The 25,859-nt window shown below is 68.0% G+C and carries 39 protein-coding genes; 38 read left to right on the plus strand and 1 reads right to left on the minus strand.

What is annotated here, in order from left to right; all coding sequences use genetic code 11:
* Positions 1-61 precede the first annotated feature (61 nt).
* The 3 genes from ACFC02_RS12560 (at position 62) to gdhA (ending at position 2,769) form a co-directional block, all read left to right on the plus strand.
* A complete protein-coding gene (locus ACFC02_RS12560) occupies positions 62-949 on the plus strand; it encodes a helix-turn-helix domain-containing protein (RefSeq protein WP_376355749.1) in 888 nt (295 codons plus the stop codon).
* Entirely contained in the window at positions 946-1,155 is a 210-nt protein-coding gene (locus ACFC02_RS12565; RefSeq protein ID WP_376355751.1) for a DUF397 domain-containing protein, read from the plus strand. The genes ACFC02_RS12560 and ACFC02_RS12565 overlap by 4 nt, the downstream gene beginning before the upstream one ends.
* A 255-nt stretch (positions 1,156-1,410) precedes the next feature.
* Positions 1,411-2,769: an NADP-specific glutamate dehydrogenase gene (gene gdhA, locus ACFC02_RS12570; protein WP_376355753.1), complete on the plus strand. Its 1,359-nt coding sequence runs from the start codon at positions 1,411-1,413 to the stop codon at positions 2,767-2,769.
* A gap of 123 nt (positions 2,770-2,892) precedes the next feature.
* On the opposite strand, the gene ACFC02_RS12575 is transcribed toward gdhA, so the two are convergent.
* Positions 2,893-4,422, minus strand: coding sequence for an MFS transporter (locus tag ACFC02_RS12575; protein ID WP_376355755.1), 1,530 nt, complete (start codon positions 4,420-4,422; stop codon positions 2,893-2,895).
* 3 nt (positions 4,423-4,425) lie between these two features.
* Between ACFC02_RS12575 and ACFC02_RS12580 the strand changes: the two genes are divergently transcribed.
* From ACFC02_RS12580 to rplQ, 35 genes are all read left to right on the plus strand, one after another.
* On the plus strand, positions 4,426-4,578 hold the full coding sequence (locus tag ACFC02_RS12580; protein WP_376355757.1) for a hypothetical protein: 153 nt from the start codon (positions 4,426-4,428) through the stop codon (positions 4,576-4,578).
* A gap of 138 nt (positions 4,579-4,716) precedes the next feature.
* Positions 4,717-5,274 (plus strand): MarR family winged helix-turn-helix transcriptional regulator, encoded by a 558-nt coding sequence (locus ACFC02_RS12585; RefSeq protein WP_376355759.1) that lies wholly within the window; start codon positions 4,717-4,719, stop codon positions 5,272-5,274.
* Positions 5,275-5,520: 246 nt separating this feature from the next.
* Entirely contained in the window at positions 5,521-5,955 is a 435-nt protein-coding gene (locus ACFC02_RS12590) for a hypothetical protein (RefSeq protein WP_376355761.1), read from the plus strand.
* Between the two features lie 9 nt (positions 5,956-5,964).
* Positions 5,965-7,794: an alpha/beta hydrolase gene (locus ACFC02_RS12595; protein WP_376355763.1), complete on the plus strand. Its 1,830-nt coding sequence runs from the start codon at positions 5,965-5,967 to the stop codon at positions 7,792-7,794.
* Positions 7,791-8,738: a hypothetical protein gene (locus ACFC02_RS12600; protein WP_376355765.1), complete on the plus strand. Its 948-nt coding sequence runs from the start codon at positions 7,791-7,793 to the stop codon at positions 8,736-8,738. Before ACFC02_RS12595 ends, ACFC02_RS12600 begins: the two co-directional genes overlap by 4 nt.
* A gap of 466 nt (positions 8,739-9,204) precedes the next feature.
* Positions 9,205-9,513, plus strand: coding sequence for a 30S ribosomal protein S10 (gene rpsJ / locus ACFC02_RS12605; RefSeq protein ID WP_003948644.1), 309 nt, complete (start codon positions 9,205-9,207; stop codon positions 9,511-9,513).
* Positions 9,514-9,531: 18 nt separating this feature from the next.
* Positions 9,532-10,176, plus strand: a complete 645-nt coding sequence (gene rplC, locus ACFC02_RS12610) for a 50S ribosomal protein L3 (RefSeq protein ID WP_360972005.1) — start codon at positions 9,532-9,534, stop codon at positions 10,174-10,176.
* An 8-nt stretch (positions 10,177-10,184) separates the two neighbouring features.
* Complete coding sequence (rplD, locus tag ACFC02_RS12615) at positions 10,185-10,844, plus strand: 50S ribosomal protein L4 (protein WP_360972007.1); 660 nt, start codon at positions 10,185-10,187, stop codon at positions 10,842-10,844.
* Complete coding sequence (gene rplW / locus ACFC02_RS12620) at positions 10,844-11,263, plus strand: 50S ribosomal protein L23 (protein WP_086726225.1); 420 nt, start codon at positions 10,844-10,846, stop codon at positions 11,261-11,263. Before rplD ends, rplW begins: the two co-directional genes overlap by 1 nt.
* A 40-nt stretch (positions 11,264-11,303) precedes the next feature.
* Complete coding sequence (rplB, locus tag ACFC02_RS12625) at positions 11,304-12,140, plus strand: 50S ribosomal protein L2 (RefSeq protein ID WP_018564806.1); 837 nt, start codon at positions 11,304-11,306, stop codon at positions 12,138-12,140.
* Positions 12,141-12,152: 12 nt separating this feature from the next.
* Positions 12,153-12,434, plus strand: a complete 282-nt coding sequence (gene rpsS, locus ACFC02_RS12630; protein ID WP_003948639.1) for a 30S ribosomal protein S19 — start codon at positions 12,153-12,155, stop codon at positions 12,432-12,434.
* Positions 12,435-12,478: 44 nt separating this feature from the next.
* On the plus strand, positions 12,479-12,826 hold the full coding sequence (rplV, locus tag ACFC02_RS12635; protein ID WP_019329637.1) for a 50S ribosomal protein L22: 348 nt from the start codon (positions 12,479-12,481) through the stop codon (positions 12,824-12,826).
* Complete coding sequence (rpsC, locus tag ACFC02_RS12640) at positions 12,826-13,656, plus strand: 30S ribosomal protein S3 (RefSeq protein ID WP_028420771.1); 831 nt, start codon at positions 12,826-12,828, stop codon at positions 13,654-13,656. The genes rplV and rpsC overlap by 1 nt, the downstream gene beginning before the upstream one ends.
* 5 nt (positions 13,657-13,661) lie before the next feature.
* A complete protein-coding gene (rplP, locus tag ACFC02_RS12645; protein ID WP_004927269.1) occupies positions 13,662-14,081 on the plus strand; it encodes a 50S ribosomal protein L16 in 420 nt (139 codons plus the stop codon).
* Entirely contained in the window at positions 14,081-14,305 is a 225-nt protein-coding gene (gene rpmC / locus ACFC02_RS12650) for a 50S ribosomal protein L29 (protein WP_018564811.1), read from the plus strand. The genes rplP and rpmC overlap by 1 nt, the downstream gene beginning before the upstream one ends.
* Positions 14,302-14,589 (plus strand): 30S ribosomal protein S17, encoded by a 288-nt coding sequence (gene rpsQ, locus ACFC02_RS12655; RefSeq protein WP_037858420.1) that lies wholly within the window; start codon positions 14,302-14,304, stop codon positions 14,587-14,589. Before rpmC ends, rpsQ begins: the two co-directional genes overlap by 4 nt.
* Positions 14,590-14,720: 131 nt before the next feature.
* Positions 14,721-15,089 (plus strand): 50S ribosomal protein L14, encoded by a 369-nt coding sequence (gene rplN, locus ACFC02_RS12660; RefSeq protein WP_003998823.1) that lies wholly within the window; start codon positions 14,721-14,723, stop codon positions 15,087-15,089.
* Positions 15,090-15,091: 2 nt separating this feature from the next.
* Complete coding sequence (gene rplX / locus ACFC02_RS12665; RefSeq protein ID WP_310764877.1) at positions 15,092-15,415, plus strand: 50S ribosomal protein L24; 324 nt, start codon at positions 15,092-15,094, stop codon at positions 15,413-15,415.
* A complete protein-coding gene (gene rplE, locus ACFC02_RS12670) occupies positions 15,415-15,972 on the plus strand; it encodes a 50S ribosomal protein L5 (RefSeq protein ID WP_018564813.1) in 558 nt (185 codons plus the stop codon). The genes rplX and rplE overlap by 1 nt, the downstream gene beginning before the upstream one ends.
* Before the next feature lie 5 nt (positions 15,973-15,977).
* Entirely contained in the window at positions 15,978-16,163 is a 186-nt protein-coding gene (locus ACFC02_RS12675) for a type Z 30S ribosomal protein S14 (RefSeq protein ID WP_003948630.1), read from the plus strand.
* 213 nt (positions 16,164-16,376) lie between these two features.
* Complete coding sequence (gene rpsH / locus ACFC02_RS12680; RefSeq protein WP_026252022.1) at positions 16,377-16,775, plus strand: 30S ribosomal protein S8; 399 nt, start codon at positions 16,377-16,379, stop codon at positions 16,773-16,775.
* Positions 16,776-16,799: 24 nt separating this feature from the next.
* On the plus strand, positions 16,800-17,339 hold the full coding sequence (gene rplF / locus ACFC02_RS12685) for a 50S ribosomal protein L6 (protein ID WP_030930490.1): 540 nt from the start codon (positions 16,800-16,802) through the stop codon (positions 17,337-17,339).
* Between the two features lie 3 nt (positions 17,340-17,342).
* A complete protein-coding gene (gene rplR, locus ACFC02_RS12690) occupies positions 17,343-17,726 on the plus strand; it encodes a 50S ribosomal protein L18 (RefSeq protein WP_360972012.1) in 384 nt (127 codons plus the stop codon).
* Positions 17,727-17,766: 40 nt separating this feature from the next.
* Positions 17,767-18,372, plus strand: coding sequence for a 30S ribosomal protein S5 (gene rpsE, locus ACFC02_RS12695; RefSeq protein WP_007494753.1), 606 nt, complete (start codon positions 17,767-17,769; stop codon positions 18,370-18,372).
* 2 nt (positions 18,373-18,374) lie between these two features.
* On the plus strand, positions 18,375-18,557 hold the full coding sequence (rpmD, locus tag ACFC02_RS12700; protein WP_009190145.1) for a 50S ribosomal protein L30: 183 nt from the start codon (positions 18,375-18,377) through the stop codon (positions 18,555-18,557).
* Positions 18,558-18,559: 2 nt separating this feature from the next.
* Positions 18,560-19,015, plus strand: coding sequence for a 50S ribosomal protein L15 (rplO, locus tag ACFC02_RS12705; RefSeq protein WP_030174562.1), 456 nt, complete (start codon positions 18,560-18,562; stop codon positions 19,013-19,015).
* 242 nt (positions 19,016-19,257) lie between these two features.
* Positions 19,258-20,571, plus strand: a complete 1,314-nt coding sequence (gene secY / locus ACFC02_RS12710; protein ID WP_376355777.1) for a preprotein translocase subunit SecY — start codon at positions 19,258-19,260, stop codon at positions 20,569-20,571.
* Positions 20,571-21,233: an adenylate kinase gene (locus ACFC02_RS12715; protein ID WP_376355779.1), complete on the plus strand. Its 663-nt coding sequence runs from the start codon at positions 20,571-20,573 to the stop codon at positions 21,231-21,233. Before secY ends, ACFC02_RS12715 begins: the two co-directional genes overlap by 1 nt.
* Positions 21,234-21,351: 118 nt before the next feature.
* Positions 21,352-22,188 carry a type I methionyl aminopeptidase gene (gene map / locus ACFC02_RS12720; RefSeq protein ID WP_376355781.1) on the plus strand — a complete coding sequence of 279 codons (837 nt, stop codon included), beginning with the start codon at positions 21,352-21,354 and terminating at the stop codon, positions 22,186-22,188.
* A 278-nt stretch (positions 22,189-22,466) separates the two neighbouring features.
* Positions 22,467-22,688, plus strand: coding sequence for a translation initiation factor IF-1 (gene infA, locus ACFC02_RS12725; RefSeq protein WP_003948620.1), 222 nt, complete (start codon positions 22,467-22,469; stop codon positions 22,686-22,688).
* Between the two features lie 70 nt (positions 22,689-22,758).
* Positions 22,759-22,872: a 50S ribosomal protein L36 gene (gene rpmJ / locus ACFC02_RS12730; RefSeq protein WP_003998809.1), complete on the plus strand. Its 114-nt coding sequence runs from the start codon at positions 22,759-22,761 to the stop codon at positions 22,870-22,872.
* Positions 22,873-23,073: 201 nt separating this feature from the next.
* Positions 23,074-23,454 carry a 30S ribosomal protein S13 gene (gene rpsM / locus ACFC02_RS12735; RefSeq protein ID WP_189703407.1) on the plus strand — a complete coding sequence of 127 codons (381 nt, stop codon included), beginning with the start codon at positions 23,074-23,076 and terminating at the stop codon, positions 23,452-23,454.
* Between the two features lie 65 nt (positions 23,455-23,519).
* Complete coding sequence (rpsK, locus tag ACFC02_RS12740; RefSeq protein WP_003956432.1) at positions 23,520-23,924, plus strand: 30S ribosomal protein S11; 405 nt, start codon at positions 23,520-23,522, stop codon at positions 23,922-23,924.
* 140 nt (positions 23,925-24,064) lie between these two features.
* Complete coding sequence (locus ACFC02_RS12745; protein ID WP_003966937.1) at positions 24,065-25,087, plus strand: DNA-directed RNA polymerase subunit alpha; 1,023 nt, start codon at positions 24,065-24,067, stop codon at positions 25,085-25,087.
* Between the two features lie 161 nt (positions 25,088-25,248).
* Positions 25,249-25,734 (plus strand): 50S ribosomal protein L17, encoded by a 486-nt coding sequence (rplQ, locus tag ACFC02_RS12750; protein ID WP_376355784.1) that lies wholly within the window; start codon positions 25,249-25,251, stop codon positions 25,732-25,734.
* The last annotated feature ends 125 nt before the right edge of the window (positions 25,735-25,859 follow it).

The following is a 25,859-nucleotide window of genomic DNA, read 5'->3' on the forward strand; positions in this document are numbered from 1 at the left end:
TCGGCGTCGTTGCTCCGGGTAGGGCGTCGCGGTACGACGCGGGACTACGGAGGGGCGCGGTATGTCGGTGGACGGCGAGGCGGTACGGGCCAGGGCTGAGACGGGCGAGGCGGACGAGCCGGGCTGGGAGGTGGACCCGGACGACGAGTGGGGTGTCGCCGTCATCGCCACGGTGGGGCGGCAGTTGAAGCTGCGGCGCGAGGCGGCGGGGCTGCGGGCCGCGGAGTTCGGGAAGGCGGTGGGGTACGGGGAGGATCTGGTCTACAAGGTCGAGGGCGGCAAGAGGATCCCTCGGCGGGACTATCTCGTCCTGGCTGACCAGGTGTTGGACGCCGGTGGGCTCATCTTGGCGATGTGGGAGGACGTGAAGAGGGTCCGGTACCCGAAGAAGGTTCGGGAACTGGGGAAGATGGAGGCCAGGGCGGTCGAGATCGCTTTGTACGAGTGCCACATCATTCCTGGACTGCTACAGACTCCGGAGCACGCTCGAGCTGTGATCGGAGCGGCGCAGCCGCCGTACTCCCCCGACGACGTGGAACGCATGGTGGCCGCCCGCCTGGCCCGGCAGACGGTCTTCGGACGGGACCCGGCTCCTGCTATCAGTTTCGTCCTGGAAGAAGGGGTCCTGCGGCGTCCCATCGGGGGCACAATGGCCTGGCGTCACCAGCTCGAACGCCTGCTGGAGGTGGGGCGGCTGCACAACGTCGTGCTTCAGGTGATGCCGTTGAGCTGCGACACCCACTCCGGCCTGGACGGGCGGATCGAGTTGCTGAAGTTCCCCGACGGTACGGCGGTAGGCCGCTCCGACGGCGCGTTCAACGGCCGGCCGACCTCGGAGCCCAAACACCTGCGCATCCTTGAGCTGCGGTATGGCACCATCCGGGCTCAGGCGCTCTCACCAGGGGAGTCGCTGGCCCTGATCGAGCAACTGCTGGGGAGAGACACATGATCCGCAAGGCCGCTGCCGGGGACGCCTCCGAGCTGGCGTGGTTCAAGAGCAGCTACAGCGGCGGCAACGACGGCAACTCCTGCGTCGAGCTCGCCCTCACCCCCGGTACCGTGCACGTCCGTGACTCCAAGCACGTCGAGGGCCCTCGGCTGGCGCTCACGTCCGGTGCGTGGACGGACTTCGTGACGTACGCCGCGGAAGGCTGACCTCCCAACGGCACGCGCCGCATTCGGTAGTCACCGGGAGCGGGGCGCGTCGGCGGACCGCCCGGGAACGATGCGCGTTCCCGGAGCACGTGTCTCAAGTAGTGGACGACCGGCGTTCGATCACTGGTCAGTACATTCACCCAGGGGTGACACTGGAGCGTCCTGCGCGCGGCAACGGCGCCGAGCGCTCAGCAAGCTCATCGATGCTCACCACCGGTCTCGTACCGGTGACAGCCGTGCCAGAAGGGGACACCCGTGACGACCCGACCGGACAGCCAGACCCAGCTCGACACCCTCCGCAGTGAGATCGAGCGGCGCAACCCGGCCCAGCCGGAGTTCCACCAGGCCGTGCACGAGGTGCTGGACACCCTGGCACCGGTGCTGGCGGCGCGCCCGGAGTACGCCGAGCCCGGGCTGGTCGAGCGGCTGTGCGAGCCGGAGCGTCAGGTGATCTTCCGGGTGCCGTGGCAGGACGACCAGGGGCGGGTGCACGTCAACCGGGGCTTCCGGGTGGAGTTCAACAGCGCGCTCGGCCCGTACAAGGGTGGCCTGCGCTTCCACCCCTCCGTCAACCTCGGCATCATCAAGTTCCTCGGCTTCGAGCAGATCTTCAAGAACGCGCTGACCGGGCTCGGCATCGGCGGCGGCAAGGGCGGCAGCGACTTCGACCCGCACGGCCGCAGCGATGCGGAGGTCATGCGCTTCTGCCAGTCGTTCATGACGGAGCTGTACCGGCACATCGGTGAGCACACCGACGTGCCCGCCGGGGACATCGGCGTCGGCGGCCGGGAGATCGGCTACCTCTTCGGCCAGTACCGGCGCATCACCAACCGGTGGGAGGCCGGGGTGCTCACCGGCAAGGGCCCGACCTGGGGCGGGTCGGCGATCCGGCCCGAGGCCACCGGGTACGGGAACGTGCTCTTCGCGGAGGCCATGCTGCGCGAGCGCGGTGAGGACCTGGAGGGGCAGGCGGCCGTCGTCTCCGGCTCCGGGAACGTCGCCATCTACACCGTCGAGAAGCTGCTCGCCCTCGGCGCGAACCCGCTGACCTGCTCGGACTCCAGCGGGTACGTCGTCGACGAGAAGGGGATCGACCTTGATCTGCTCAAGCAGATCAAGGAGGTCGAGCGCGGGCGGATCAGCGAGTACGCCGAGCGCCGGGGGGCCTCCGCGCGGTTCGTGCCCGGCGGCCGGGTGTGGGAGGTGCCGGCCGACGTCGCGCTGCCGTCCGCCACCCAGAACGAGCTGGACGAGAACGACGCCGCCACGCTCGTCCGCAACGGGGTGAAGGCCGTGTCCGAGGGCGCCAACATGCCGGCCACGCCCGAGGCCGTGCACCTGCTCCAGCGCGCCGGTGTCGCCTTCGGGCCCGGCAAGGCCGCCAACGCGGGCGGGGTCGCGGTCAGCGCCCTGGAGATGGCGCAGAACCACGCCCGTACGGCGTGGTCGCCGGCCCGGGTCGAGGAGGAACTGGCGCGCATCATGAGCGACATCCACACCACCTGCCACGAGACGGCGGAGCGCTACGGCGCACCCGGCGACTACGTGACCGGCGCGAACATCGCCGGGTTCGAGCGGGTCGCCGACTCCATGCTCGCCCAGGGCGTCATCTGACGGAAGCCGCCCTGAGCGTCATCTGAACGACCTGCCACGGGGTCACCCCCGGGTACGCCCGCGCCCCGCTCCGGAAGACGTACCTTCCGGAGCGGGGCGTGTGCGCGTCAGCCGTGACCGGACTCAGTGCGCGGCCGCACCCGCCGGGGCGCCGCCCCGCCCGTGGCCGGCCGGGCGGGCGACCACGAGGACGCCGGAGACCACCGCGGCGAGCAGCATCGCGGCCACACCCCACCAGATGGCCTGCGTGTAACCGTGGACGATGCCCTCGCGCAGCACCTGCGCCTTGCGCGAGGGGTCGGTGAGGTGGCTGCCGATGTACGTGGTGGTCGCCGAGGTGGCGATGGTGTTGAGCAGCGCCGTGCCCAGCGAACCGCCCACCTGCTGCGAGGTGTTGACCATCGCGGACGTCACACCGGCGTCCTGCGGCCTGACCCCCTGCGTCGCGGTGGAGAAGACGGGCATGAAGGTCAGGCCCATGCCCAGTCCGAGCAGCAGCTCGGCGGGCAGGACGTGGGTGGCGTACGCGGAGTCGACGCCGAGCTGGGTGAGCACCAGCAGGCCGGAGGCGGCGAGCAGCATGCCGGGCACCATCAGCAGGCGCGGAGGCGTGCGGGGCAGCAGCCGGGCGGAGATCTGCGTGGAGCCGAGGATGATCATCGCGGACATCGGCAGGAATGCCAGACCGCTCCTGACCGGGGTGTACCCGAGGATGCCCTGGAAGTAGTAGGTCATGAACAGGAACAGGCCGAACATGCCGATGGTGGCCAGACCCATGGTCAGGAAGCTGCCCGCACGGTTGCGGTCGGCGACGACGCGCAGCGGCAGCAGCGGGTGCTTGGCCTTCATCTGCCAGAAGACGAACGCCACCAGCAGCACCACACCTCCGGCCAGCAGGCTCACCACCAGGCTGTCGCCCCAGCCGCGCGGCTCGGCCTCGGAGAAGCCGTAGACGACGGCGACCAGGCCGCCGCAGCCGAGGATCACGCCGGGGATGTCCAGCTTGGACCCGCTGTGGCCCGGGCGGTCGTGCAGCAGGATGACGGCGCCGATCACCGCGACGGCGGCGATCGGGATGTTCACGTACAGGCACCAGCGCCAGTTCGCGTACGAGGTGAGGATGCCGCCCAGCAGCAGGCCGATCGCGGCGCCCGCACCGGCGATCGCGCCGTAGATGCCGAACGCCTTCCCGCGCTCCCTGGGGTCGGTGAACGTCGTCGTCATCAGGGAGAGCGCGGAGGGCGCGAGTACGGCGCCGAAGACGCCCTGGAGGGCGCGGGCGCCGAAGAGCATGCCGGGGCTCTGGGCCGCGCCGCCGATCGCGGAGGCGACGGCGAAGCCGGCCAGGCCGATGATGAAGGTGCGCTTGCGGCCGACCAGGTCGGCGATGCGTCCGCCGAGCAGGAGCAGGCCGCCGAAGGCGAGGGTGTAGGCGGTGATGACCCACTGCCGGTTGCCGTCGGACATGCCGAGGGCCTTCTGCGCGGACGGCAGCGCGATGTTCACGATGGTCGCGTCGAGGACCACCATCAACTGGGCCAGGGCGATGATGACCAGGCCCCACCAGCGGCGGGGGTCCGGGGCGTCTGCGGGGATGTGCTCGGTGGCGGCCGGGGCCGTCCGTATCACGTCGGTCGGAGGGGAGTCGCTCATTGCGTGGGCGTCGCTTCCTTGGCTGTGGTCAGGCGTGTGGTGGTGTGCGGTCGTGTGGAGGCCGGTGGCCGGGCAGGGCACGGCGGCGCGGTCGCCGCACTCGCCGTGCCGGGCACCGCGTCCGTCGCGGCGCTGCGCGAACGCCGGTACCCGTAGAAGGTCCGGTCCTCAGGCCCCGTTTCCCCCGCCCCGGGGAGCTGTTCCACGCCCCCGCGGGGCTGCACGCCCCCACGCCATCGTCACCTTGAAAGATCGTCAGTGATCCTGATGGTCAGTCCACTGTACACTGCCCGCATGAACGACGTGCCTCCCCCTGATGTCCCGGCCCGGCCGCTCGGATATCTGCTGAAGCACGCCTACGCCACCCTCGCGACCGAGCTGGGCCAGGCACTCGCCCCCTTCCGCCTCATCCCGCGGGAGCTGGGCGTCATGGGAGTGATCGCCGCCGCCCGGGAGCAGCCGTCCCAGCTGGAGATCGCCGCGCTCCTCGGTATCGACCGCACGACGATGGTCGGCATCATCGACGCCCTGGAGGGCAAGGGCTACGTCGAGCGCCGCCGCAGCGACCAGGACCGCCGCCGCAACGTCGTCACCCTCACCCGGGCCGGGCAGGAGTCCCTGGAGGCGGCCGAGCAGGTCCGCGAACGCGTCGAACACGACTTCCTCGCCCCGCTCGACGAGCAGTCGGTCGAGGCCCTGACCGAGGCCCTGATCACCCTGCACCTGGCCCGGACGGACGCGGACACGACGGCCCTCATGGGGCGGTTGGCGTGTGGGGGGCAGGTGGGCGGTACGGACGCGGGGGAGCGGGCGGGCGAGCGTTCCGCCGCCGCCCCGGGGCACGCCGACTGAGTACACCGCTCCGTGGCCGTACCGCCACGGGGTGCCCGTCCGGAAAACGCCCGTCGGAGCTTCGGGCCTCGCCCCTCATCGAGCGAGCCCCGGGGAGGCCGGCGGCCGGGGCCCGCCGTACCGGCCACGGCCGTCAGCCGGTCGCGCTACCGTGATTCCGATCACCGGGAGCGGCCGGGGCGCACGCGAACGCCATGGCCGGCTGTATCCCGGAAGTGGCCGCAGGGAAACGGGGAGGGGCCACGCATGGCGTGGAGCGAATGGGAGCGTGCCAAGGACTCGGCGGCTCACCAGCGGTCGTCCCGGACGGAACTGAACAGTGTGCCGAGTGACCCGGGTGGTTCCGGCACGCTGGTCTCGGACCGGCCCGCATGGGCGCGGGCCGGGCACGGGGTCGGCTCGCTGGGAGAAGGCATCGGCAAGTCCCTCGGACAGCTCGCGGAGGGACAGGACGGTCTGGGCGGGACGTCCGGCTGCCTCACCGCACAGGCTCAGAAGGACCTGTACGACTCCTGGGAGAAGTACGTCAAGAAGGTGAGCAAGCGCTGCGAGCAGCTCGCGGACGTACTGGTGAAAGCCGGCAACGACGAACTGAAGACCGAAGAGGCGATCAAGGCCGAGATCGGCAACATGAAGGCCGCCTACGCCGACACGGCGCCCGTCGGCGGCCAGGGGAAGTGACCCTCGGCCATGGATCTGGCAACACTCAGGGCGATCGAGCCGTCCGAGTTCTCCGACGCGGCCGACGGCTACCGCCGTACGGGCGACGGGGCTGCCTCGGCCCAGCGCAAGGTGGACGACGAGATCATCCGGGGCATGAGGCAGTCCCTGAAGGGCGAGGCCGCGACCGCGGCCGTCGAGCAACTCGAAGCGCTCTCCCAGAACTTCCACTACATCCAGGTGGAATGCGGCCTCGCCGCCACCGCCCTGGACGCCTTCGCCTACGAGATGGCGGCGGCCAGGAAGAAACTCCAAGCGGCACTCGAGGACGCGGAGTCGCAGAAGTTCACGGTCGGCTCCGACGGCTCGGTCACTTATCCGGCGGGTGGTGCGCGGACCGACGGCCGAGACCTTGCCGAGGGCGGTTCCGCCTCCGGGGCGACGGACCCGACGGTGGCTGCCGTCAATCGGCAGGCCGCCCACTTCGACCCCAACCCCAATTTCGGCCGCGCCCAGGAGATCGCCGACCGTATCGCCACGGCCCTTCAGGATGCCGCCGACGCCGACGCGAAGTGGGCACCCAAGGTGCGGGCACTGAAGGCCGACGACGACCTGACCGTCTCCGCCGACGACTGGGTGGACGTCAAGAAGGACACCAGCGGAGTCCTCAGCGGCGCCGACGACTACCTGAAGTCGCTCCCGCATCCCCCTGCTCACGGCACGCCCAAGGAGAACGCGGCGTGGTGGAAAGGGCTCACCGACGAACAGCGGGCCGACTACGCGTCCGTCCATCCGGACTCGATCGGGGCGATGGACGGCCTTCCCGCCGACGTGCGGGACGGGGCCAACCGCGTGGTGCTCAGCGAGGCCCGGGCAAAGGCCCAACTGGATTACGACGCCTGGCTGAAGAAGCATCCGGAGCCCGAGCGACTCGGGCCCTACATCGACCCGTACACCGGGGCCATGCCGAAGGGCCTCAACGTCGAGACGCAGGAGTGGAAGGACTGGGAGGCGGCACGGAAGAACGCTCGGGGCCCGCTCGACGGCATGGAGGCCATCGAGACGCGCTTCGACACGTACGCCGACGACAGCAAGCGCCCCTACCTGCTGGGTTTCGACGACAAGAACAACGGTCGCGTCGTCGTTTCCATCGGCAACCCGGACACCGCCGACAACGTAGTGACCTACGTCCCCGGCACAGGCACCAAGCTGAGCAGCATCGACGGTGACATCGGCCGCGCCGAGGTGCTCCAGGACCGGGCGAGCCTCGCCGACCCCACCCGCAAGACGGCGTCGATCATGTGGCTCGGCTACGACGCTCCACAGAGCCTGCTCGGCGATGCGACCGACGCCAAGTACGCTGACGCCGCCAGGGAACCGCTGAGCAACTTCCTGTCCGGGGTCGACGCCGTCCACCACGGATCGGTGAACTCCACGGTCCTGGGCCACAGCTACGGAACCCTGGTGGCTGGTGAGACCATGCGGGACCATCCTGACCTGCCCGTGGACAAGGCGATCCTGGTGGGCAGCCCCGGCGCGGGCGTCGATCACGCCAAGGATCTTCATATCGGGGCCGACCATGTGTGGGCTGCCACAGCCAAGAACGATCTGGTGAACCTCGCCCCACCGCCGGCCGGGACGCTGGCCCCCCTGAACCCGATGTCGTACTGGCGCCTTTTCAATGATCACTCAGTCATGTACGGAAATGATCCAACATCCGATGAGTTCGGCGGTCACACCTTCCACGTCGCCAGTGGCAAGCTGCCGGGAACGGACGGTCTGATGCCTGCGCACTCGCAGTACTGGGAGGGCGACTCCCTGAACAACATGGCGAAGATCGTGGCTGGAGGAACCTCATGAGGCTGTCACGGGCGATGTCGGTCCTCGCCATGTCTGTCGCGTCCATCGTGCTGGCGGCGTGCGGATCGGGGCAGACGGGAAGTGGCGGCGAGAGCACAGGATCGAAGCAGGTCACCATGGACGAGCAGCAGGCGATGAAGCGTGCCGAAGAAATCATCCACCAAGTCGTGGAGGGCATGTCACCCAAGCCGACCCTCAAGAACACCGGACTGAATCCTGTCGGTCCCTGCCTCGCCGACGACCACAGCTCCGGCGAGCGCCAGCAGGTCAGGCTCTCGTACCAGCTGACCGGTGTGCCCGGCACCGAGGCGAAGAAGCTGGTGCGTCAGGCCCGGGACGCCTGGGTGAAGAAAGGCTACAAGTTCCAGAACTCGGACGGTGACTGGTCCGACCCCTTCCCGTCCGTCAGCATGCGCACCGTGCCCGACGACTTCTGGATGACCGCGCTCACGGGGGTCGTCGACAGGGCCAAGGGCGAGGGCCTGGCAGCCATCAGCGTGACGTCCCCTTGTTATGCCGCGGACAGTGCCGGCACCGCTGACCCGGCCTCCTTCCGGCATACCACCTCCGACGAGCAGGCCGAGCGCCGCGCCCTCGACCACTCCAGCCGTCTCTACGACGTGCTCGGGGTCAGGCACGCGCCCACGCGTGAGGGGGAGGGGATCGGCACCTACCAGGACGGCGGGGACACGTACGCCCACCACGCGTGGTCGACCGAGCCGCTCACGGACGACGCGATGGCGCGGGCTCTGGGACGGGCGCAGGCCCATCTGGAGGGGACGGGCTGGACGGTCCGGGCCCTGCCGACCGCGACCGGCGCCCCTGCGCTCCTGGCCCGGAACGCGGCGGACCGGACCGTGGCCCGGCTCGCTCCCTCGACCGACGGGACCCTGCGCGTGGCGGTGTCCACTCCTGCGGTGCGTCCGGCCTCCAGGACGGCGTGACCGCCGTCCGTCCGGCGGGCGGCGGCGGGCGGACGCACGCCACGGTTTGACCTAGGTGATCCCCGGGGTAATCTCTTGGGCTCGATTGGCCAGGCTGCCATCCCGTATGGCAGACTGTCCGAGTTGCTCGGTCGAGTGTTGATGCTGCGCGCCTCCCGCCGGGAGGACTGGAAGCGAGTCCCACAGTACTCGTCGCCCTAACTGCCTCACGGCAGCGCTGGGGCGGACGTACGGGAATCTTCCGGGAAGCGTGGGCGCGGCACCGGCCAGGCACCCGGTGGGTCTTCGATCTCCGGTCCGCGGTTCCGGCAGGGCCGTGCGCATTCCCGCAGGGATGTTCGAACAAGGGACATCTGTGTCAGCGGGAGGGCGACACGCCCGACCGCGTGGGTCGGCGAAGACCGAGGGAAACCAAGGGAACCACCGGGTTCCAGAGCGTAAGAAGAGACAGGACTACGAAGTAGCCATGGCGGGACAGAAGATCCGCATCCGGCTCAAGGCCTACGACCACGAGGTCATCGACTCCTCGGCGAAGAAGATCGTCGAGACGGTGACCCGCACTGGTGCGTCGGTCGCGGGCCCGGTGCCGCTGCCCACTGAGAAGAACGTGTACTGCGTCATCAAGTCGCCGCACAAGTACAAGGACTCGCGCGAGCACTTCGAGATGCGCACGCACAAGCGCCTGATCGACATCCTCGACCCGACTCCCAAGACCGTTGACTCTCTGATGCGACTCGACCTCCCGGCCGGTGTCGACATCGAGATCAAGCTCTGAGGCCCGGTGATCTGAGAGATGGCTAAGCAGATCAAGGGCATCCTGGGCGAGAAGCTCGGCATGACGCAGGTGTGGGACGAGAACAACCGTGTTGTTCCGGTCACCGTCGTCAAGGCCGGCCCCAACGTCGTCACCCAGGTCCGTACGAACGATGTCGACGGCTACGAGTCGGTCCAGATCGCCTTCGGCGAGATCGACCCGCGCAAGGTGAACAAGCCCCTCAAGGGCCACTTCGCCAAGGCCGACGTCACCCCCCGCCGCCACCTTGTCGAGATCCGCACTGCGGACGCCGCCGAGTACACCCTGGGCCAGGAGATCACCGCTGAGGTGTTCGAGTCCGGTGTCAAGGTCGACGTGACCGGCAAGAGCAAGGGCAAGGGCTTCGCCGGTGTCATGAAGCGTCACAACTTCAAGGGCCTCGGCGCCGGACACGGCACCCAGCGCAAGCACCGCTCGCCCGGTTCCATCGGTGGCTGCGCCACCCCGGGCCGCGTGTTCAAGGGCCTCCGCATGGCGGGTCGCATGGGCAACGAGCGGGTCACCACCCAGAACCTGACCGTCCACGCCGTTGACGCGGAGAAGGGTCTGCTGCTCATCAAGGGCGCGGTTCCCGGTCCGAACGGCGGCCTCGTCCTGGTCCGCACCGCGGCCAAGGGGGCCTGAGGTAACCGATGAGCACTGTTGACATCCTTTCGCCGGCGGGCGAGAAGGCCGGTACCGTCGAGCTCCCCGCGGAGATCTTCGGCGTTGAGAAGGTCAGCGTCCCGCTGATCCACCAGGTCGTCGTCGCGCAGCTGGCCGCTGCCCGTCAGGGCACGCACAAGGTCAAGACCCGTGGCGAGGTCCGCGGCGGTGGCAAGAAGCCGTACCGCCAGAAGGGCACCGGTCGCGCCCGTCAGGGTTCGACCCGCGCGCCGCAGTTCGCCGGTGGTGGCGTCGTGCACGGTCCCGTGCCGCGCGACTACTCGCAGCGGACCCCGAAGAAGATGAAGGCCGCGGCCCTGCGCCACGCCCTCACCGACCGGGCCCGCCACAACCGCATCCACGTCGTCTCCGGCGTGGTCGAGGGTGCGACCGCCTCCACCAAGGCCGCTCGGACGCTGTTCGGCAAGATCTCGGAGCGCAAGAACCTGCTCCTGGTCGTCGACCGCGCCGACGAGGCCGCGTGGCTGTCCGCCCGCAACCTGCCCCAGGTCCACATCCTGGAGCCGGGCCAGCTGAACACGTACGACGTTCTCGTCTCGGACGACGTGGTCTTCACCAAGGCCGCTTTCGAGTCCTTCGTCGCCGGCCCGAACAAGGCCAACGACACCGAAGGGAGCGAGGCCTGATGGCTACGCGTCACCCCTCCATCGCCTCGAAGGCCGCCAAGGCCGCCAAGGCCGCGCGCGTCGCCAAGGCGCGCCGCCACGCCGCCGAGGGCAAGAACACCGTCGAGACCCCGCTGAGCAAGTCGTACACGGACCCCCGTGACGTCCTGGTCAAGCCGGTCGTCTCCGAGAAGAGCTACGCGCTCCTCGACGAGAACAAGTACACGTTCATCGTCGACCCGCGTGCCAACAAGACGCAGATCAAGGAGGCCGTCCAGGCGGTCTTCGAGGTCAAGGTCACCGGGGTCAACACGATCAACCGCCAGGGCAAGCGCAAGCGGACCCGCACCGGTTTCGGCCAGCGTGCCGCCACCAAGCGCGCGATCGTGACCCTCGCCGAGGGCGACCGTATCGACATCTTCGGCGGTCCGACCGCCTGACGGCGGTCCGGATCGTCCGATATCGGACGAGGACTGAGAAATGGGTATCCGCAAGTACAAGCCGACGACTCCTGGCCGTCGTGGCGCCAGCGTCGCCGACTTCGTCGAGGTCACGCGGTCCACGCCGGAGAAGTCGCTGGTCCGCCCCCTGCACAGCAAGGGCGGCCGTAACAATTCCGGTCGTGTGACCGTTCGCCACCAGGGTGGCGGACACAAGCGCGCCTACCGCGTGATCGACTTCCGTCGTCACGACAAGGACGGCGTGCCGGCGAAGGTCGCGCACATCGAGTACGACCCCAACCGCACCGCGCGCATCGCGCTGCTGCACTACGCGGACGGCGAGAAGCGCTACATCCTCGCGCCGCGCAACCTGCAGCAGGGCGACCGCGTCGAGAACGGTCCCGGGGCCGACATCAAGCCGGGCAACAACCTGGCCCTCCGCAACATCCCGGTCGGTACCACGATCCACGCGATCGAGCTCCGTCCCGGTGGCGGTGCCAAGTTCGCCCGCTCCGCCGGTGCCTCCGTGCAGCTGCTCGCGAAGGAGGGCACGATGGCCCACCTCCGCATGCCGTCCGGTGAGATCCGCCTGGTCGACCAGCGCTGCCGCGCCACGGTCGGCGAGGTCGGCAACGCCGAGCAGAGCAACATCAACTGGGGCAAGGCCGGCCGCAAGCGCTGGCTGGGCGTCCGCCCGACCGTTCGCGGTGTGGCGATGAACCCGGTTGACCACCCCCACGGTGGTGGTGAGGGCAAGACCTCGGGTGGTCGCCACCCGGTCAGCCCCTGGGGTCAGAAGGAAGGTCGTACTCGTTCTCCCAAGAAGGCGAGCAACAAGTACATCGTCCGCCGCCGCAAGACGAACAAGAAGCGCTAAGGACGGGTTGAGATGCCTCGTAGCTTGAAGAAGGGGCCTTTCGTCGACGACCACCTGATCAAGAAGGTGGACGTACAGAACGAAGCCGGCACCAAGAACGTCATCAAGACCTGGTCCCGCCGCTCGATGATCGTCCCGGCGATGCTGGGCCACACGATCGCGGTGCACAACGGCAAGACCCACATCCCGGTGTTTGTCACCGAGTCCATGGTCGGCCACAAGCTCGGCGAGTTCTCGCCGACGCGCACCTTCCGGGGTCACGTCAAGGACGACCGGAAGTCGAAGCGCCGCTAGTCAGCGGGGTGTGAAAGACCATGACAAACACTGAAGGGACAACCATGGAAGCCAGGGCCCAGGCGCGGTACATCCGCGTCACGCCCATGAAGGCCCGCCGCGTGGTGGACCTCATCCGTGGCATGGACGCCACGGAGGCTCAGGCGGTCCTGCGTTTCGCCCCGCAGGCCGCGAGCGTGCCGGTCGGCAAGGTGCTGGACAGCGCCATCGCCAACGCCGCGCACAACTACGACCACACCGACGCCGACAGCCTCTACATCTCCGAGGCCTACGTCGACGAGGGCCCGACCCTGAAGCGGTTCCGTCCGCGCGCCCAGGGCCGCGCCTACCGGATCCGCAAGCGGACCAGCCACATCACCGTGGTCGTCAGCAGCAAGGAAGGAACCCGGTAATGGGCCAGAAGGTAAACCCGCACGGGTTCCGGCTCGGTGTCACGACCGACTTCAAGTCGCGTTGGTACGCCGACAAGCTGTACAAGGACTACGTCAAGGAAGACGTCGCCATCCGTCGGATGATGACGTCCGGCATGGAGCGCGCCGGCATCTCCAAGGTCGAGATCGAGCGCACCCGTGACCGCGTGCGTGTGGACATCCACACCGCTCGTCCGGGCATCGTCATCGGCCGCCGCGGCGCCGAGGCCGACCGCATCCGCGGCGACCTCGAGAAGCTCACCGGCAAGCAGGTCCAGCTGAACATCCTCGAGGTCAAGAACCCCGAGACCGACGCTCAGCTGGTTGCCCAGGCCGTCGCCGAGCAGCTCTCCTCCCGCGTCTCCTTCCGCCGTGCCATGCGCAAGAGCATGCAGTCGGCGATGAAGGCCGGCGCCAAGGGCATCAAGATCCAGTGCGGTGGCCGCCTCGGTGGCGCCGAGATGTCCCGCTCGGAGTTCTACCGCGAGGGCCGTGTGCCCCTGCACACGCTCCGCGCGAACGTGGACTACGGCTTCTTCGAGGCCAAGACGACCTTCGGCCGCATCGGTGTGAAGGTCTGGATCTACAAGGGCGACGTGAAGAACATCGCCGAGGTCCGCGCCGAGAACGCTGCGGCCCGTGCGGGTAACCGCCCGGCCCGCGGTGGTGCCGACCGCCCGGCCCGTGGTGGCCGCGGTGGCGAGCGGCGCGGTCGCAAGCCGCAGCAGCAGCAGGCTCCGGCCGCCGAGGCCCCCAAGGCCGAGGCCCCGGCCGCTGCCGCTCCGGCTGAGAGCACCGGAACGGAGGCCTGACCGACATGCTGATCCCCCGTAGGGTCAAGCACCGCAAGCAGCACCACCCGAAGCGCCGTGGTCAGGCCAAGGGCGGTACGACGGTCGCGTTCGGCGAGTACGGCATCCAGGCCCTCACGCCGGCGTACGTGACCAACCGCCAGATCGAGGCGGCCCGTATCGCGATGACCCGCCACATCAAGCGTGGCGGCAAGGTCTGGATCAACATCTACCCGGACCGCCCGCTCACGAAGAAGCCCGCCGAGACCCGCATGGGTTCCGGTAAGGGTTCTCCGGAGTGGTGGATCGCGAACGTTCACCCCGGTCGGGTGATGTTCGAGCTGTCGTACCCCAACGAGAAGATCGCCCGTGAGGCGCTGACTCGTGCGGCCCACAAGCTGCCGATGAAGTGCCGGATCGTCAAGCGCGAGGCAGGTGAAGCGTGATGTCGGCCGGTACCAAGGCGTCCGAGCTGCGCGAGCTGGGCAACGAGGAGCTTCTGGGCAAGCTCCGCGAGGCCAAGGAAGAGCTGTTCAACCTCCGTTTCCAGGCGGCGACGGGCCAGCTCGAAAACCACGGCCGTCTGAAGGCGGTCCGCAAGGACATCGCGCGGATCTACACCCTGATGCGCGAGCGTGAGCTGGGCATCGAAACGGTGGAGAACGCATGAGCGAGAACAACGTGACTGAGCAGAACTCCGAGGCGCGCGGCTTCCGCAAGACCCGTGAGGGTCTCGTCGTCAGCGACAAGATGGACAAGACCGTCGTCGTCGCCGTCGAGGACCGCGTCAAGCACGCGCTGTACGGCAAGGTCATCCGCCGTACGAACAAGCTCAAGGCGCACGACGAGCAGAACGCCGCGGGTGTCGGCGACCGCGTCCTCCTCATGGAGACCCGGCCGCTGTCCGCGACGAAGCGCTGGCGCGTCGTCGAGATCCTCGAGAAGGCCAAGTAGGTAATTCCCGCAAGGGAATTCCCAAAAAGTAAGTTCCTGCGGGGCACCCCTCGCAGGACAGTTCCGCCAGGCTCCGGGGGTCCGCTCGCTGAGCGGCCCCCGGGGAACCGGCAGACAAACAGGAGATAGACGTGATCCAGCAGGAGTCGCGGCTGCGTGTCGCCGACAACACTGGTGCGAAGGAAATCCTTTGCATCCGTGTGCTCGGTGGCTCCGGTCGCCGCTACGCGGGCATCGGTGACGTCATCGTCGCCACCGTCAAGGACGCGATCCCCGGTGGCAACGTGAAGAAGGGTGACGTCGTCAAGGCGGTCATCGTTCGCACCGTCAAGGAGCGCCGCCGTCCGGACGGCTCGTACATCCGCTTCGACGAGAACGCCGCCGTCATTCTGAAGAACGACGGCGACCCTCGCGGCACCCGTATCTTCGGCCCCGTGGGCCGTGAGCTGCGCGAGAAGAAGTTCATGAAGATCATCTCCCTCGCGCCGGAGGTGCTGTGAGCATGAAGATCAAGAAGGGCGACCTGGTCCAGGTCATCACCGGTAAGGACAAGGGCAAGCAGGGCAAGGTCATCGCGGCCTACCCCCGCGAGGACCGCGTCCTGGTCGAGGGTGTCAACCGGGTCAAGAAGCACACCAAGGCCGGCCCGACCGCCAGCGGTTCCCAGGCCGGCGGCATCGTGACCACCGAGGCCCCGATCCACGTCTCCAACGTCCAGCTGGTCGTGGAGAAGGACGGCAACAAGGTCGTCACGCGCGTCGGTTACCGCTTCGACGACGAGGGCAACAAGATCCGCGTTGCCAAGCGGACGGGTGAGGACATCTGATGGCTACCACCACTGCCCCGCGTCTGAAGCAGAAGTACCGCGGCGAGATCGCCCCCAAGCTGCGTGACGAGTTCAAGTACGAGAACGTCATGCAGATCCCGGGCCTCGTCAAGATCGTGGTCAACATGGGTGTGGGCGACGCCGCCCGCGACTCCAAGCTGATCGAGGGCGCCATCCGCGACCTCACCACGATCACCGGCCAGAAGCCCGCGGTCACCAAGGCCCGCAAGTCCATCGCGCAGTTCAAGCTGCGTGAGGGCCAGCCGATCGGTGCCCACGTCACGCTCCGTGGCGACCGCATGTGGGAGTTCCTGGACCGCACCCTGTCGCTCGCGCTGCCGCGCATCCGCGACTTCCGTGGTCTGTCCCCCAAGCAGTTCGACGGCCGTGGCAACTACACCTTCGGTCTCACGGAGCAGGTCATGTTCCACGAGATCGACCAGGACAAGATCGACCGTGTCCGGGGTATGGACATCACCGTGGTCACCACGGCGACCAACGACGAAGAGGGCCGCGCCCTTCTCCGTCACCTCGGCTTCCCGTTCAAGGAGGCGTGAGCGAGATGGCGAAGAAGGCTCTCATCGCGAAGGCTGCTCGCAAGCCCAAGTTCGGTGTGCGTGGCTACACCCGCTGCCAGCGCTGCGGCCGCCCGCACTCCGTGTACCGCAAGTTCGGCCTGTGCCGCGTGTGCCTTCGTGAGATGGCTCACCGTGGCGAGCTGCCGGGCGTGACCAAGAGCTCCTGGTAACAACCCACTTGGGTTGAATCAGGACTCTCGGTAAGCAACTGGGGTCGGCAGGATGCCCACCCCCCATGGCTTAGGCTTGTGGGGTTGGGCGCCTGCCGCGCCCTAAACGACTTACTACGCCGTAGGTCCACCGCGCCGCACCCGTCCCGTCTCGGATCGGGGAGAGGGATGGCGCACCAGGAAACCCCGGCGAGAGAGGCCGAAGGCCAATTCATGACCATGACTGATCCGATCGCAGACATGCTTACGCGTCTGCGGAACGCGAACTCGGCATACCACGACTCCGTGACGATGCCGGCATCGAAGATCAAGTCGCACATCGCGGAGATCCTCCAGCAGGAGGGCTTCATCACCGGCTGGAAGACCGAGGACGCCGAGGTCGGCAAGAACCTCGTCCTCGAGCTGAAGTACGGCCCGAACCGTGAGCGCTCCATCGCGGGCATCAAGCGGATCTCGAAGCCCGGTCTCCGGGTCTACGCGAAGTCCACCAACCTGCCGAAGGTGCTCGGCGGCCTCGGCGTGGCGATCATCTCCACGTCGCACGGGCTCCTCACCGACAAGCAGGCCGGCAAGAAGGGCGTAGGCGGGGAAGTCCTCGCCTACGTCTGGTAGCGGAAGGGAACGGAGGAAACAGCTATGTCGCGTATTGGCAAGCTCCCCATCACGGTTCCCGCCGGCGTGGACGTCACCATCGACGGCCAGACGGTCTCGGTCAAGGGCCCCAAGGGCTCGCTGACCCACACCGTCGTGGCGCCGATCGAGATCGCCAAGGGTGAGGACGGCGTCCTGAACGTCACCCGCCCCAACGACGAGCGTCAGAGCAAGGCCCTGCACGGCCTGTCCCGCACGCTGGTGGCGAACATGATCACCGGCGTGACCCAGGGTTACGTGAAGAAGCTCGAGATCAGCGGTGTCGGTTACCGCGTGACGGCCAAGGGTTCGAACCTCGAGTTCGCGCTCGGCTACAGCCACCCGATCACCGTCGAGGCACCCGAGGGCATCACCTTCAAGGTGGAGGCCCCCACCCGCTTCTCGGTCGAGGGCATCGACAAGCAGAAGGTCGGCGAGGTTGCGGCCAACATCCGCAAGCTGCGCAAGCCCGACCCGTACAAGGCCAAGGGCGTCAAGTACGAGGGCGAAGTCATCCGCCGCAAGGTCGGAAAGGCGGGTAAGTAAGCCATGGCATACGGGCAGAAGATCCTCAAGGGCGACGCCTACAAGCGCGCCGCGATCAAGCGCCGTCACATCCGGATCCGCAAGAACCTTTCCGGTACGGCGGAGCGTCCCCGTCTGGTCGTGACCCGCTCCAACCGCCACATCGTGGCGCAGGTGATCGACGACCTCAAGGGCCACACCGTGGCATCGGCGTCCACTCTGGACACGTCGATCCGCGGCGGCGAGGGCGACAAGTCCGCGCAGGCCAAGCAGGTCGGCGCCCTGGTCGCCGAGCGCGCCAAGGCCGCCGGTGTCGAGGCTGTCGTGTTCGACCGTGGTGGCAACCAGTACGCCGGGCGCATCGCCGCCCTGGCGGACGCCGCCCGCGAAGCCGGCCTGAAGTTCTGAGCCGGTTCCGAGCTAGCGGAAACAGAGAGAGGTAATTCCAATGGCTGGACCCCAGCGCCGCGGTGGCGGTGCCGGTGGCGGCGAGCGGCGGGACCGGAAGGGCCGTGACGGCGGCGCAGCTGCCGCCGAGAAGACCGCGTACGTTGAGCGCGTCGTCGCGATCAACCGCGTCGCCAAGGTTGTGAAGGGTGGTCGTCGCTTCAGCTTCACCGCGCTGGTCGTGGTGGGCGACGGTGACGGCACCGTGGGTGTCGGATACGGCAAGGCCAAGGAGGTGCCGGCCGCCATCGCCAAGGGTGTTGAGGAGGCCAAGAAGCACTTCTTCAAGGTCCCCCGCATCCAGGGCACCATCCCGCACCCGATCCAGGGTGAGAAGGCTGCCGGCGTCGTGCTGCTCAAGCCCGCGTCCCCGGGTACCGGTGTTATCGCCGGTGGTCCGGTGCGTGCCGTGCTCGAGTGCGCCGGTATCCACGACATCCTGTCGAAGTCGCTCGGCTCCGACAACGCGATCAACATCGTGCACGCCACTGTGGCGGCCCTCAAGGGCCTGCAGCGTCCGGAGGAGGTCGCGGCCCGCCGTGGTCTGCCCCTGGAGGACGTCGCTCCGGCGGCTCTCCTGCGTGCGCGTGCCGGGGCGGGTGCGTAATCATGGCGCAGCTCAAGATCACGCAGACGAAGTCCTACATCGGCAGCAAGCAGAACCACCGTGACACCCTGCGTTCCCTGGGCCTCAAGCGCCTGGGTGACGTGGTCGTCAAGGAGGACCGCCCCGAGTTCCGCGGCATGGTGCACACCGTCCGCCACCTCGTGACGGTCGAGGAGGTCGACTGATCATGGCGGAGCAGAACCCGCTCAAGATCCACAACCTCCGTCCCGCCCCGGGCGCCAAGACCGCCAAGACCCGTGTGGGTCGTGGTGAGGCGTCGAAGGGTAAGACGGCCGGTCGTGGTACCAAGGGCACCAAGGCCCGCTACCAGGTTCCGGAGCGCTTCGAGGGCGGCCAGATGCCGCTGCACATGCGCCTCCCGAAGCTGAAGGGCTTCAAGAACCCGTTCAAGACGGAGTACCAGGTCGTCAACCTCGACAAGCTGGCCGCGCTCTACCCGCAGGGTGGCGAGGTCACGGTCGAGGACCTGGTGGCCAAGGGTGCCGTTCGCAAGAACAGCCTCGTCAAGGTCCTCGGCCAGGGCGAGGTCTCCGTGGCGCTGCAGGTGACGGTCGACGCCGTCTCCGGCTCCGCCAAGGAGAAGATCACCGCCGCCGGCGGTAGCGTCACCGAGCTGGTCTGAAACTCTCGGACGTCTCGATGACCTGAACGTCCCGACCGGGGATACCCACAAATGGGGTATCCCCGGTTGGTCGTTCCTAGGGGGGCGGTGTCGCCGGTAAGGTGGCCTGCACTGTCCGCTTCCACCGGATGCCGCATCATGGGCACTCGGGGCGGCAGTCGTCCGTTGTCCATTCGTCGTTCTCAGTTGGAACCTCACAACCGTCACCCTGACGCACGTGCGCGGGGGTCGCAGGAGGCACCGTGCTCACCGGCTTCGCCCGGGCGTTCAGGACGCCCGACCTGCGCAAGAAGCTGCTCTTCACACTCGGCATCATCGTGGTGTACCGCGTCGGTACCCACATCCCGATCCCGGGTGTCAACTACAAGGCCGTACAGACGTGCGTGACCGAGGCCTCCGGCAGCCAGGGCCTCTTCGGACTGGTCAACATGTTCAGCGGCGGCGCGCTGCTGCAGATCACGATCTTCGCCCTCGGGATCCTGCCGTACATCACGGCGAGCATCATCCTGCAGCTGCTGACCGTGGTCATCCCGCGTCTGGAGGCCCTCAAGAAGGAGGGCCAGTCCGGCACGGCGAAGATCACCCAGTACACCCGTTACCTGACGGTGGCGCTCGCCATCCTGCAGGGCACCGGCCTGGTGGCCACCGCCCGCAGCGGCGCCCTGTTCTCCGGGTGTACGGCGGCCTCGAACATCGTCCCCGACCAGGCGATCTTCAACACCGTCGTCATGGTGGTCTGCATGACCGCCGGTACGGTGCTCGTGATGTGGCTCGGCGAGCTGGTCACCGACCGCGGCATCGGCAACGGCATGTCGATCCTGATGTTCATCTCGATCGCCGCGACGTTCCCGTCCGCGCTGTGGTCCATCAAGAAGTCGGGCAAGCTGGCCGGCGGCTGGATCGAGTTCGGCACCGTGCTGCTGGTCGGCCTGATCATGGTCGGCCTGGTCGTCTTCGTCGAGCAGGCCCAGCGCCGCATCCCGGTGCAGTACGCGAAGCGCATGATCGGCCGCCGTTCCTACGGCGGTACGTCGACGTACATCCCGCTCAAGGTGAACCAGGCGGGTGTGATCCCCGTCATCTTCGCCTCGTCGCTGCTCTACATCCCGGCGCTGGTGGCTCAGTTCTCCGGCGGCAACTCGGGCTGGAAGAACTGGGTCCAGCAGAACCTGACCAAGGGCGACCACCCGATCTACATCACCGCGTACTTCTTGCTCATCGTGTTCTTCGCGTTCTTCTACGTGGCGATCTCCTTCAACCCCGAAGAAGTCGCTGACAACATGAAGAAGTATGGTGGCTTCATCCCGGGCATCCGGGCTGGCCGGCCGACCGCTGAGTACCTTTCGTACGTGCTCAACCGGATCACCTGGCCGGGTTCGCTGTACCTGGGTCTGATCGCTCTCGTACCGACAGTGGCGTTGGTCGGCTTCGGGGCAAGCCAGAACTTCCCGTTCGGCGGTACCAGCATCCTGATCATCGTGGGTGTCGGTCTGGAGACGGTGAAGCAGATCGAGAGCCAGCTCCAGCAGCGCAATTACGAAGGGTTCCTCCGCTGATGCGAATCGTCCTCGTCGGGCCGCCTGGCGCAGGCAAGGGTACGCAGGCCACGCGCCTGGCCGAGAAGCTGTCGATCCCGCACATCTCCACGGGCGACCTGTTCCGCGCCAACATCAGCAGGCAGACGGAGCTGGGCAAGCTCGCGAAGTCCTTCATGGACGCCGGCAACCTCGTCCCCGACGAGGTCACCATCGCCATGGCCAAGGACCGCATGGAGCAGCCGGACGCCGGGAACGGCTTCCTGCTGGACGGCTTCCCGCGCAACGTGTCGCAGGCCCAGGCGCTGGACGAGACCCTTGAGGCCGAGAGCATCAAGCTCGACGCGGTGCTCGACCTGGAGGTCCCCGAGGACGAGGTCGTCAAGCGGATCGCCGGCCGGCGCATCTGCCGCAACGACTCCAGCCACGTCTTCCACGTGTCGTACAGCAAGCCGAAGCGGGAAGGCGTCTGCGACGTCTGCGGCGGCGAGCTGTACCAGCGGGACGACGACCACGAGGACACCGTCCGCAAGCGGCTGGAGGTCTACCACACGCAGACCGAGCCGATCATCGACTACTACCGCAAGCAGGGCCTGGTCGTGACGATCTCGTCGCTCGGCCCGGTCGACGAGATCACGCGTCGCGCCCTTCAGGCGCTGAAGCGTGAGGACGTCACCCAGTAGTCTCCACGCCGGTCGCAGCCGCGGTCCCTCCTGGCAGGGGCCGCGGCTGCGCTGTGGGCGCACCGGCGCCCGTATGGTTGAAGTAGTCGGCCCCCGGTCCCAGAAAGGCCCCGTCCCCATGGTGCAGATCAAGACCCCCGAGCAGATCGCCACAATGCGTGCGGCGGGGCTGGTCGTCGCCGCGATCCACGCGGCCACCCGGGAGGCGGCCGTGCCGGGCGCGAGCACCAAGGACCTGGACCAGGTGGCCCGCAAGGTGCTCGCCGAGCACGACGCCAAACCGAACTTCCTCGGCTACGGCGGCTTCCCGGCCACGATCTGCACCTCGGTCAACGAGGTCGTGGTCCACGGCATCCCCTCCGACGAGGTCGTCCTCAAGGACGGCGACGTCATCTCCATCGACTGCGGCGCGATCGTCGACGGCTGGCACGGCGACGCGGCCTACACGGCGTTCGTCGGTTCCGGGCACGCCCCGGAACTGGTCGAGCTGTCCCGGGTGACCGAGGAGTCGATGTGGGCCGGCATCGCGGCGATGAAGCAGGGCAACCGCCTCGTGGACATCTCCCGTGCCGTCGAGACCTACATCCGCCGCCAGCCCAAGCCGGGCGGCGGCCGCTACGGCATCATCGAGGACTACGGCGGCCACGGCATCGGCACCGAGATGCACATGGACCCGCACCTGCTGAACTACGTCGACCGCCGCCGCGGCAAGGGCCTCAAGCTGGTCCCCGGCCTGTGCCTGGCCATCGAGCCCATGGTCTCCCTCGGCACCCCGAAGACCCGGGTGCTGGAGGACGAGTGGACCGTCATCACGACGGACGGCACGTGGTCCTCGCACTGGGAGCACTCGGTCGCCCTCACCGAGCAGGGTCCGCTGGTCCTGACGGCTCCCGACGGTGGCAAGGCGAAGCTGGCGGAGTACGGGATCACGGCGGCGCCGGACCCGCTCGCCTGACGGCGGTGGCCTGGCGCCGAGGGGCGCCGGCCCGTCTCTCCTTCTCTTCTCCTTCCGCCCGCTCCCGCGCCGCTTTCCGCGGCCCCCGGCCGTGCCGGTCCGGCGACCGCGGGCCGGCCTGCGTAAAGATCTCCCGAGCGGGGCAGACTCTCCCGATTCGTGTTTCCAGGTGCGCTGACGTAGACTGACTCGTCGGCTCTCGTGCACCCGCATGTCCGCATGCGCCCGCAAGGGAAGCAGTGAGAGTCGATCAAGGTAGTCGATTCGAAGGGCGAAGCGTGGCCAAGAAGCAAGGTGCCATCGAGATCGAGGGCACTGTCGTCGAGTCTCTGCCGAACGCCATGTTCAAGGTCGAGCTCCAGAACGGCCACCAGGTCCTGGCACACATCAGCGGCAAGATGCGCATGCACTACATCCGCATCCTCCCTGACGACCGGGTCGTGGTGGAGCTGTCTCCGTACGACCTGACGCGTGGCCGGATCGTCTACCGGTACAAGTAGATCTTGCCCACGTCCCGTGGCCGTCAGGCCGCGGGTCCGCCGGCAACTGACCCGGAGAACCTCACATCCCATGAAGGTCAAGCCGAGCGTCAAGAAGATCTGCGACAAGTGCAGGGTGATCCGCCGTCACGGCCGGGTCATGGTCATCTGCGAGAACCCGCGCCACAAGCAGCGCCAGGGCTGACGCACGACCGACCGCACCCTCTGCACCTGATTCGCAGAGATTCGCGCGACGCGAGCTGAATATGTTCATACGCAGGTCCCGAGCGGCGAGTCCGTCCGCTCGACACCCCCGGTTCGGAGGCCGGGGACCCAGTTCGTACCTCGTACGGCGGCTGGGGACCGGTCCTGCGGAAGACCTCCGAAGATCAACTGGAGCCATTGAATGGCACGCGTTTCCGGTGTTGACATCCCGCGCGAAAAGCGCGTGGAGGTCGCCCTGACCTACGTGTTCGGCATCGGCCGGACCCTCTCCCAGCAGACGCTGGCTGCCACCGGCATCGACCCGAACACCCGCGTTCGCGACCTCTCCGAGGAGCAGCTCGTCGCGATCCGCGAGTACGTCGACAACAACATCAAGACCGAGGGTGACCTCCGTCGCGAGATCCAGGCCGACATCCGCCGCAAGGTCGAGATCGGCTGCTACCAGGGTCTGCGGCACCGCCGCGGTCTGCCCGTCCGCGGTCAGCGCACCAGCACGAACGCCCGTACCCGCAAGGGCCCGCGTCGCGCCATCGCCGGCAAGAAGAAGCCGGGCAAGAAGTAGTCCGCAGCGGACTCGCCGTCCAGCGGTCTTCGCTGTAGGACCGACCACCTCCCGTAGGAGAAGACATGCCCCCCAAGGGACGTCAGGGCGCTGCCAAGAAGGTGCGCCGCAAGGAAAAGAAGAACGTCGCTCACGGCCACGCGCACATCAAGAGCACGTTCAACAACACGATCGTCTCGATCACGGACCCGTCCGGCAACGTGATCTCCTGGGCCTCCGCCGGCCACGTCGGCTTCAAGGGCTCCCGCAAGTCCACGCCGTTCGCCGCGCAGATGGCCGCCGAGTCGGCTGCCCGCCGCGCCCAGGAGCACGGCATGCGCAAGGTCGACGTGTTCGTGAAGGGCCCGGGTTCCGGTCGTGAGACCGCCATCCGTTCGCTCCAGGCGACCGGTCTCGAGGTCGGCTCCATCCAGGACGTCACCCCGACCCCGCACAACGGCTGCCGGCCGCCGAAGCGTCGTCGCGTCTGACCTCGCTTCACAAGGCTTGTCGGGCGGTACGGCTCTTTCGGGTCGTGCCGCCCGTACCCTTGCAGTACCGCATCCCGTCGGGTGCGGTCCCGTCGGACGTCAAATAGCGGGCGTCCACGAAAGAAGGATCTGATCCACAGATGCTGATCGCTCAGCGACCCTCGTTGACCGAAGAGGTCGTCGACGAGTTCCGCTCCCGGTTCGTGATCGAGCCGCTGGAGCCGGGCTTCGGCTACACCCTCGGCAACTCCCTCCGCCGCACTCTCCTGTCGTCGATCCCCGGCGCTGCTGTCACCAGCATCCGCATCGACGGTGTCCTGCACGAGTTCACCACCGTGCCGGGCGTCAAGGAGGACGTCACCGACCTGATCCTCAACATCAAGCAGCTGGTCGTCTCCTCGGAGCACGACGAGCCGGTCGTGATGTACCTGCGCAAGCAGGGCCCGGGTCTGGTCACCGCCGCCGACATCGCGCCCCCGGCCGGTGTCGAGGTCCACAACCCCGACCTCGTCCTCGCCACGCTCAACGGCAAGGGCAAGCTGGAGATGGAGCTGACCGTCGAGCGCGGTCGCGGCTACGTCTCCGCCGTGCAGAACAAGCAGGTGGGCCAGGAGATCGGCCGTATCCCGGTCGACTCCATCTACTCGCCGGTTCTCAAGGTCACGTACAAGGTCGAGGCCACCCGTGTCGAGCAGCGCACCGACTTCGACAAGCTGATCGTCGACGTCGAGACCAAGCAGGCGATGCGTCCGCGTGACGCCATGGCCTCCGCCGGCAAGACCCTGGTCGAGCTGTTCGGTCTCGCCCGCGAGCTGAACATCGACGCCGAGGGCATCGACATGGGCCCGTCCCCGACGGACGCCGCCCTGGCCGCCGACCTGGCGCTGCCGATCGAGGAGCTGGAGCTCACCGTTCGGTCGTACAACTGCCTCAAGCGCGAGGGCATCCACTCCGTGGGTGAGCTGGTCGCTCGTTCCGAGGCCGATCTGCTCGACATCCGCAACTTCGGTGCGAAGTCGATCGACGAGGTCAAGGCGAAGCTGGCCGGTATGGGCCTGGCCCTCAAGGACAGCCCGCCCGGATTCGACCCGACCGCCGCCGCGGACGCCTTCGGCGCGGACGACGACGCGGACGCGGGCTTCGTGGAGACCGAGCAGTACTGAGAGCTCGGGCCCACCGGTCCGTTCTGACTGCCGGCCCGCTGTGGCTGGTCGCGCAGTTCCCCGCGCCCCTTCGGGGCGCGGGGTCTCCGACAGGCGACCGCCTGCTCGGATACTGACCCCGGTACCTGATACGGCCGGGGCAGACACCTAGGAGAAACATCATGCCGAGGCCCACCAAGGGTGCCCGTCTGGGCGGCAGCGCCGCGCACGAGAAGCTGCTCCTCGCGAACCTCGCGAAGAGCCTCTTCGAGCACGGCCGTATCACCACCACCGAGGCGAAGGCCCGCCGCCTGCGTCCGTACGCCGAGCGTCTGGTCACCAAGGCGAAGAAGGGCGACCTTCACAACCGCCGTCAGGTGCTCCAGGTCATCACGGACAAGAGCGTCGTCCACACGCTCTTCACCGAGATCGGCCCGCGGTACGAGAACCGTCCCGGTGGTTACACCCGCATCACCAAGATCGGCAACCGCCGTGGCGACAACGCGCCCATGGCCGTCATCGAGCTGGTCGAGGCGCTGACGGTGCAGCAGCAGGCCACCGGCGAGGCCGAGGCCGCCACCAAGCGCGCGGTCAAGGAGGCCGAGGAGGCCAAGGTCGAGCAGACCGAGGCCACCGAGGCTCCGGCCGAGGAGTCCAAGGACGCCTGAGGCTCCGGCTGACGCCTGAAGCGGGGGGGCCCCCCCCCCGGGGGGGGCGCGGGCGGCGGGGTTGGGGGCGCGGGGGGGGGGGGGGGGTTGGTGCGGGGGGTGTGGGGACACCACCCGCGGCCGGC

The organism is Streptomyces sp. NPDC056160 (assembly GCF_042268205.1).
In the GTDB taxonomy this organism is placed as follows: Bacteria; Actinomycetota; Actinomycetes; order Streptomycetales; family Streptomycetaceae; genus Streptomyces.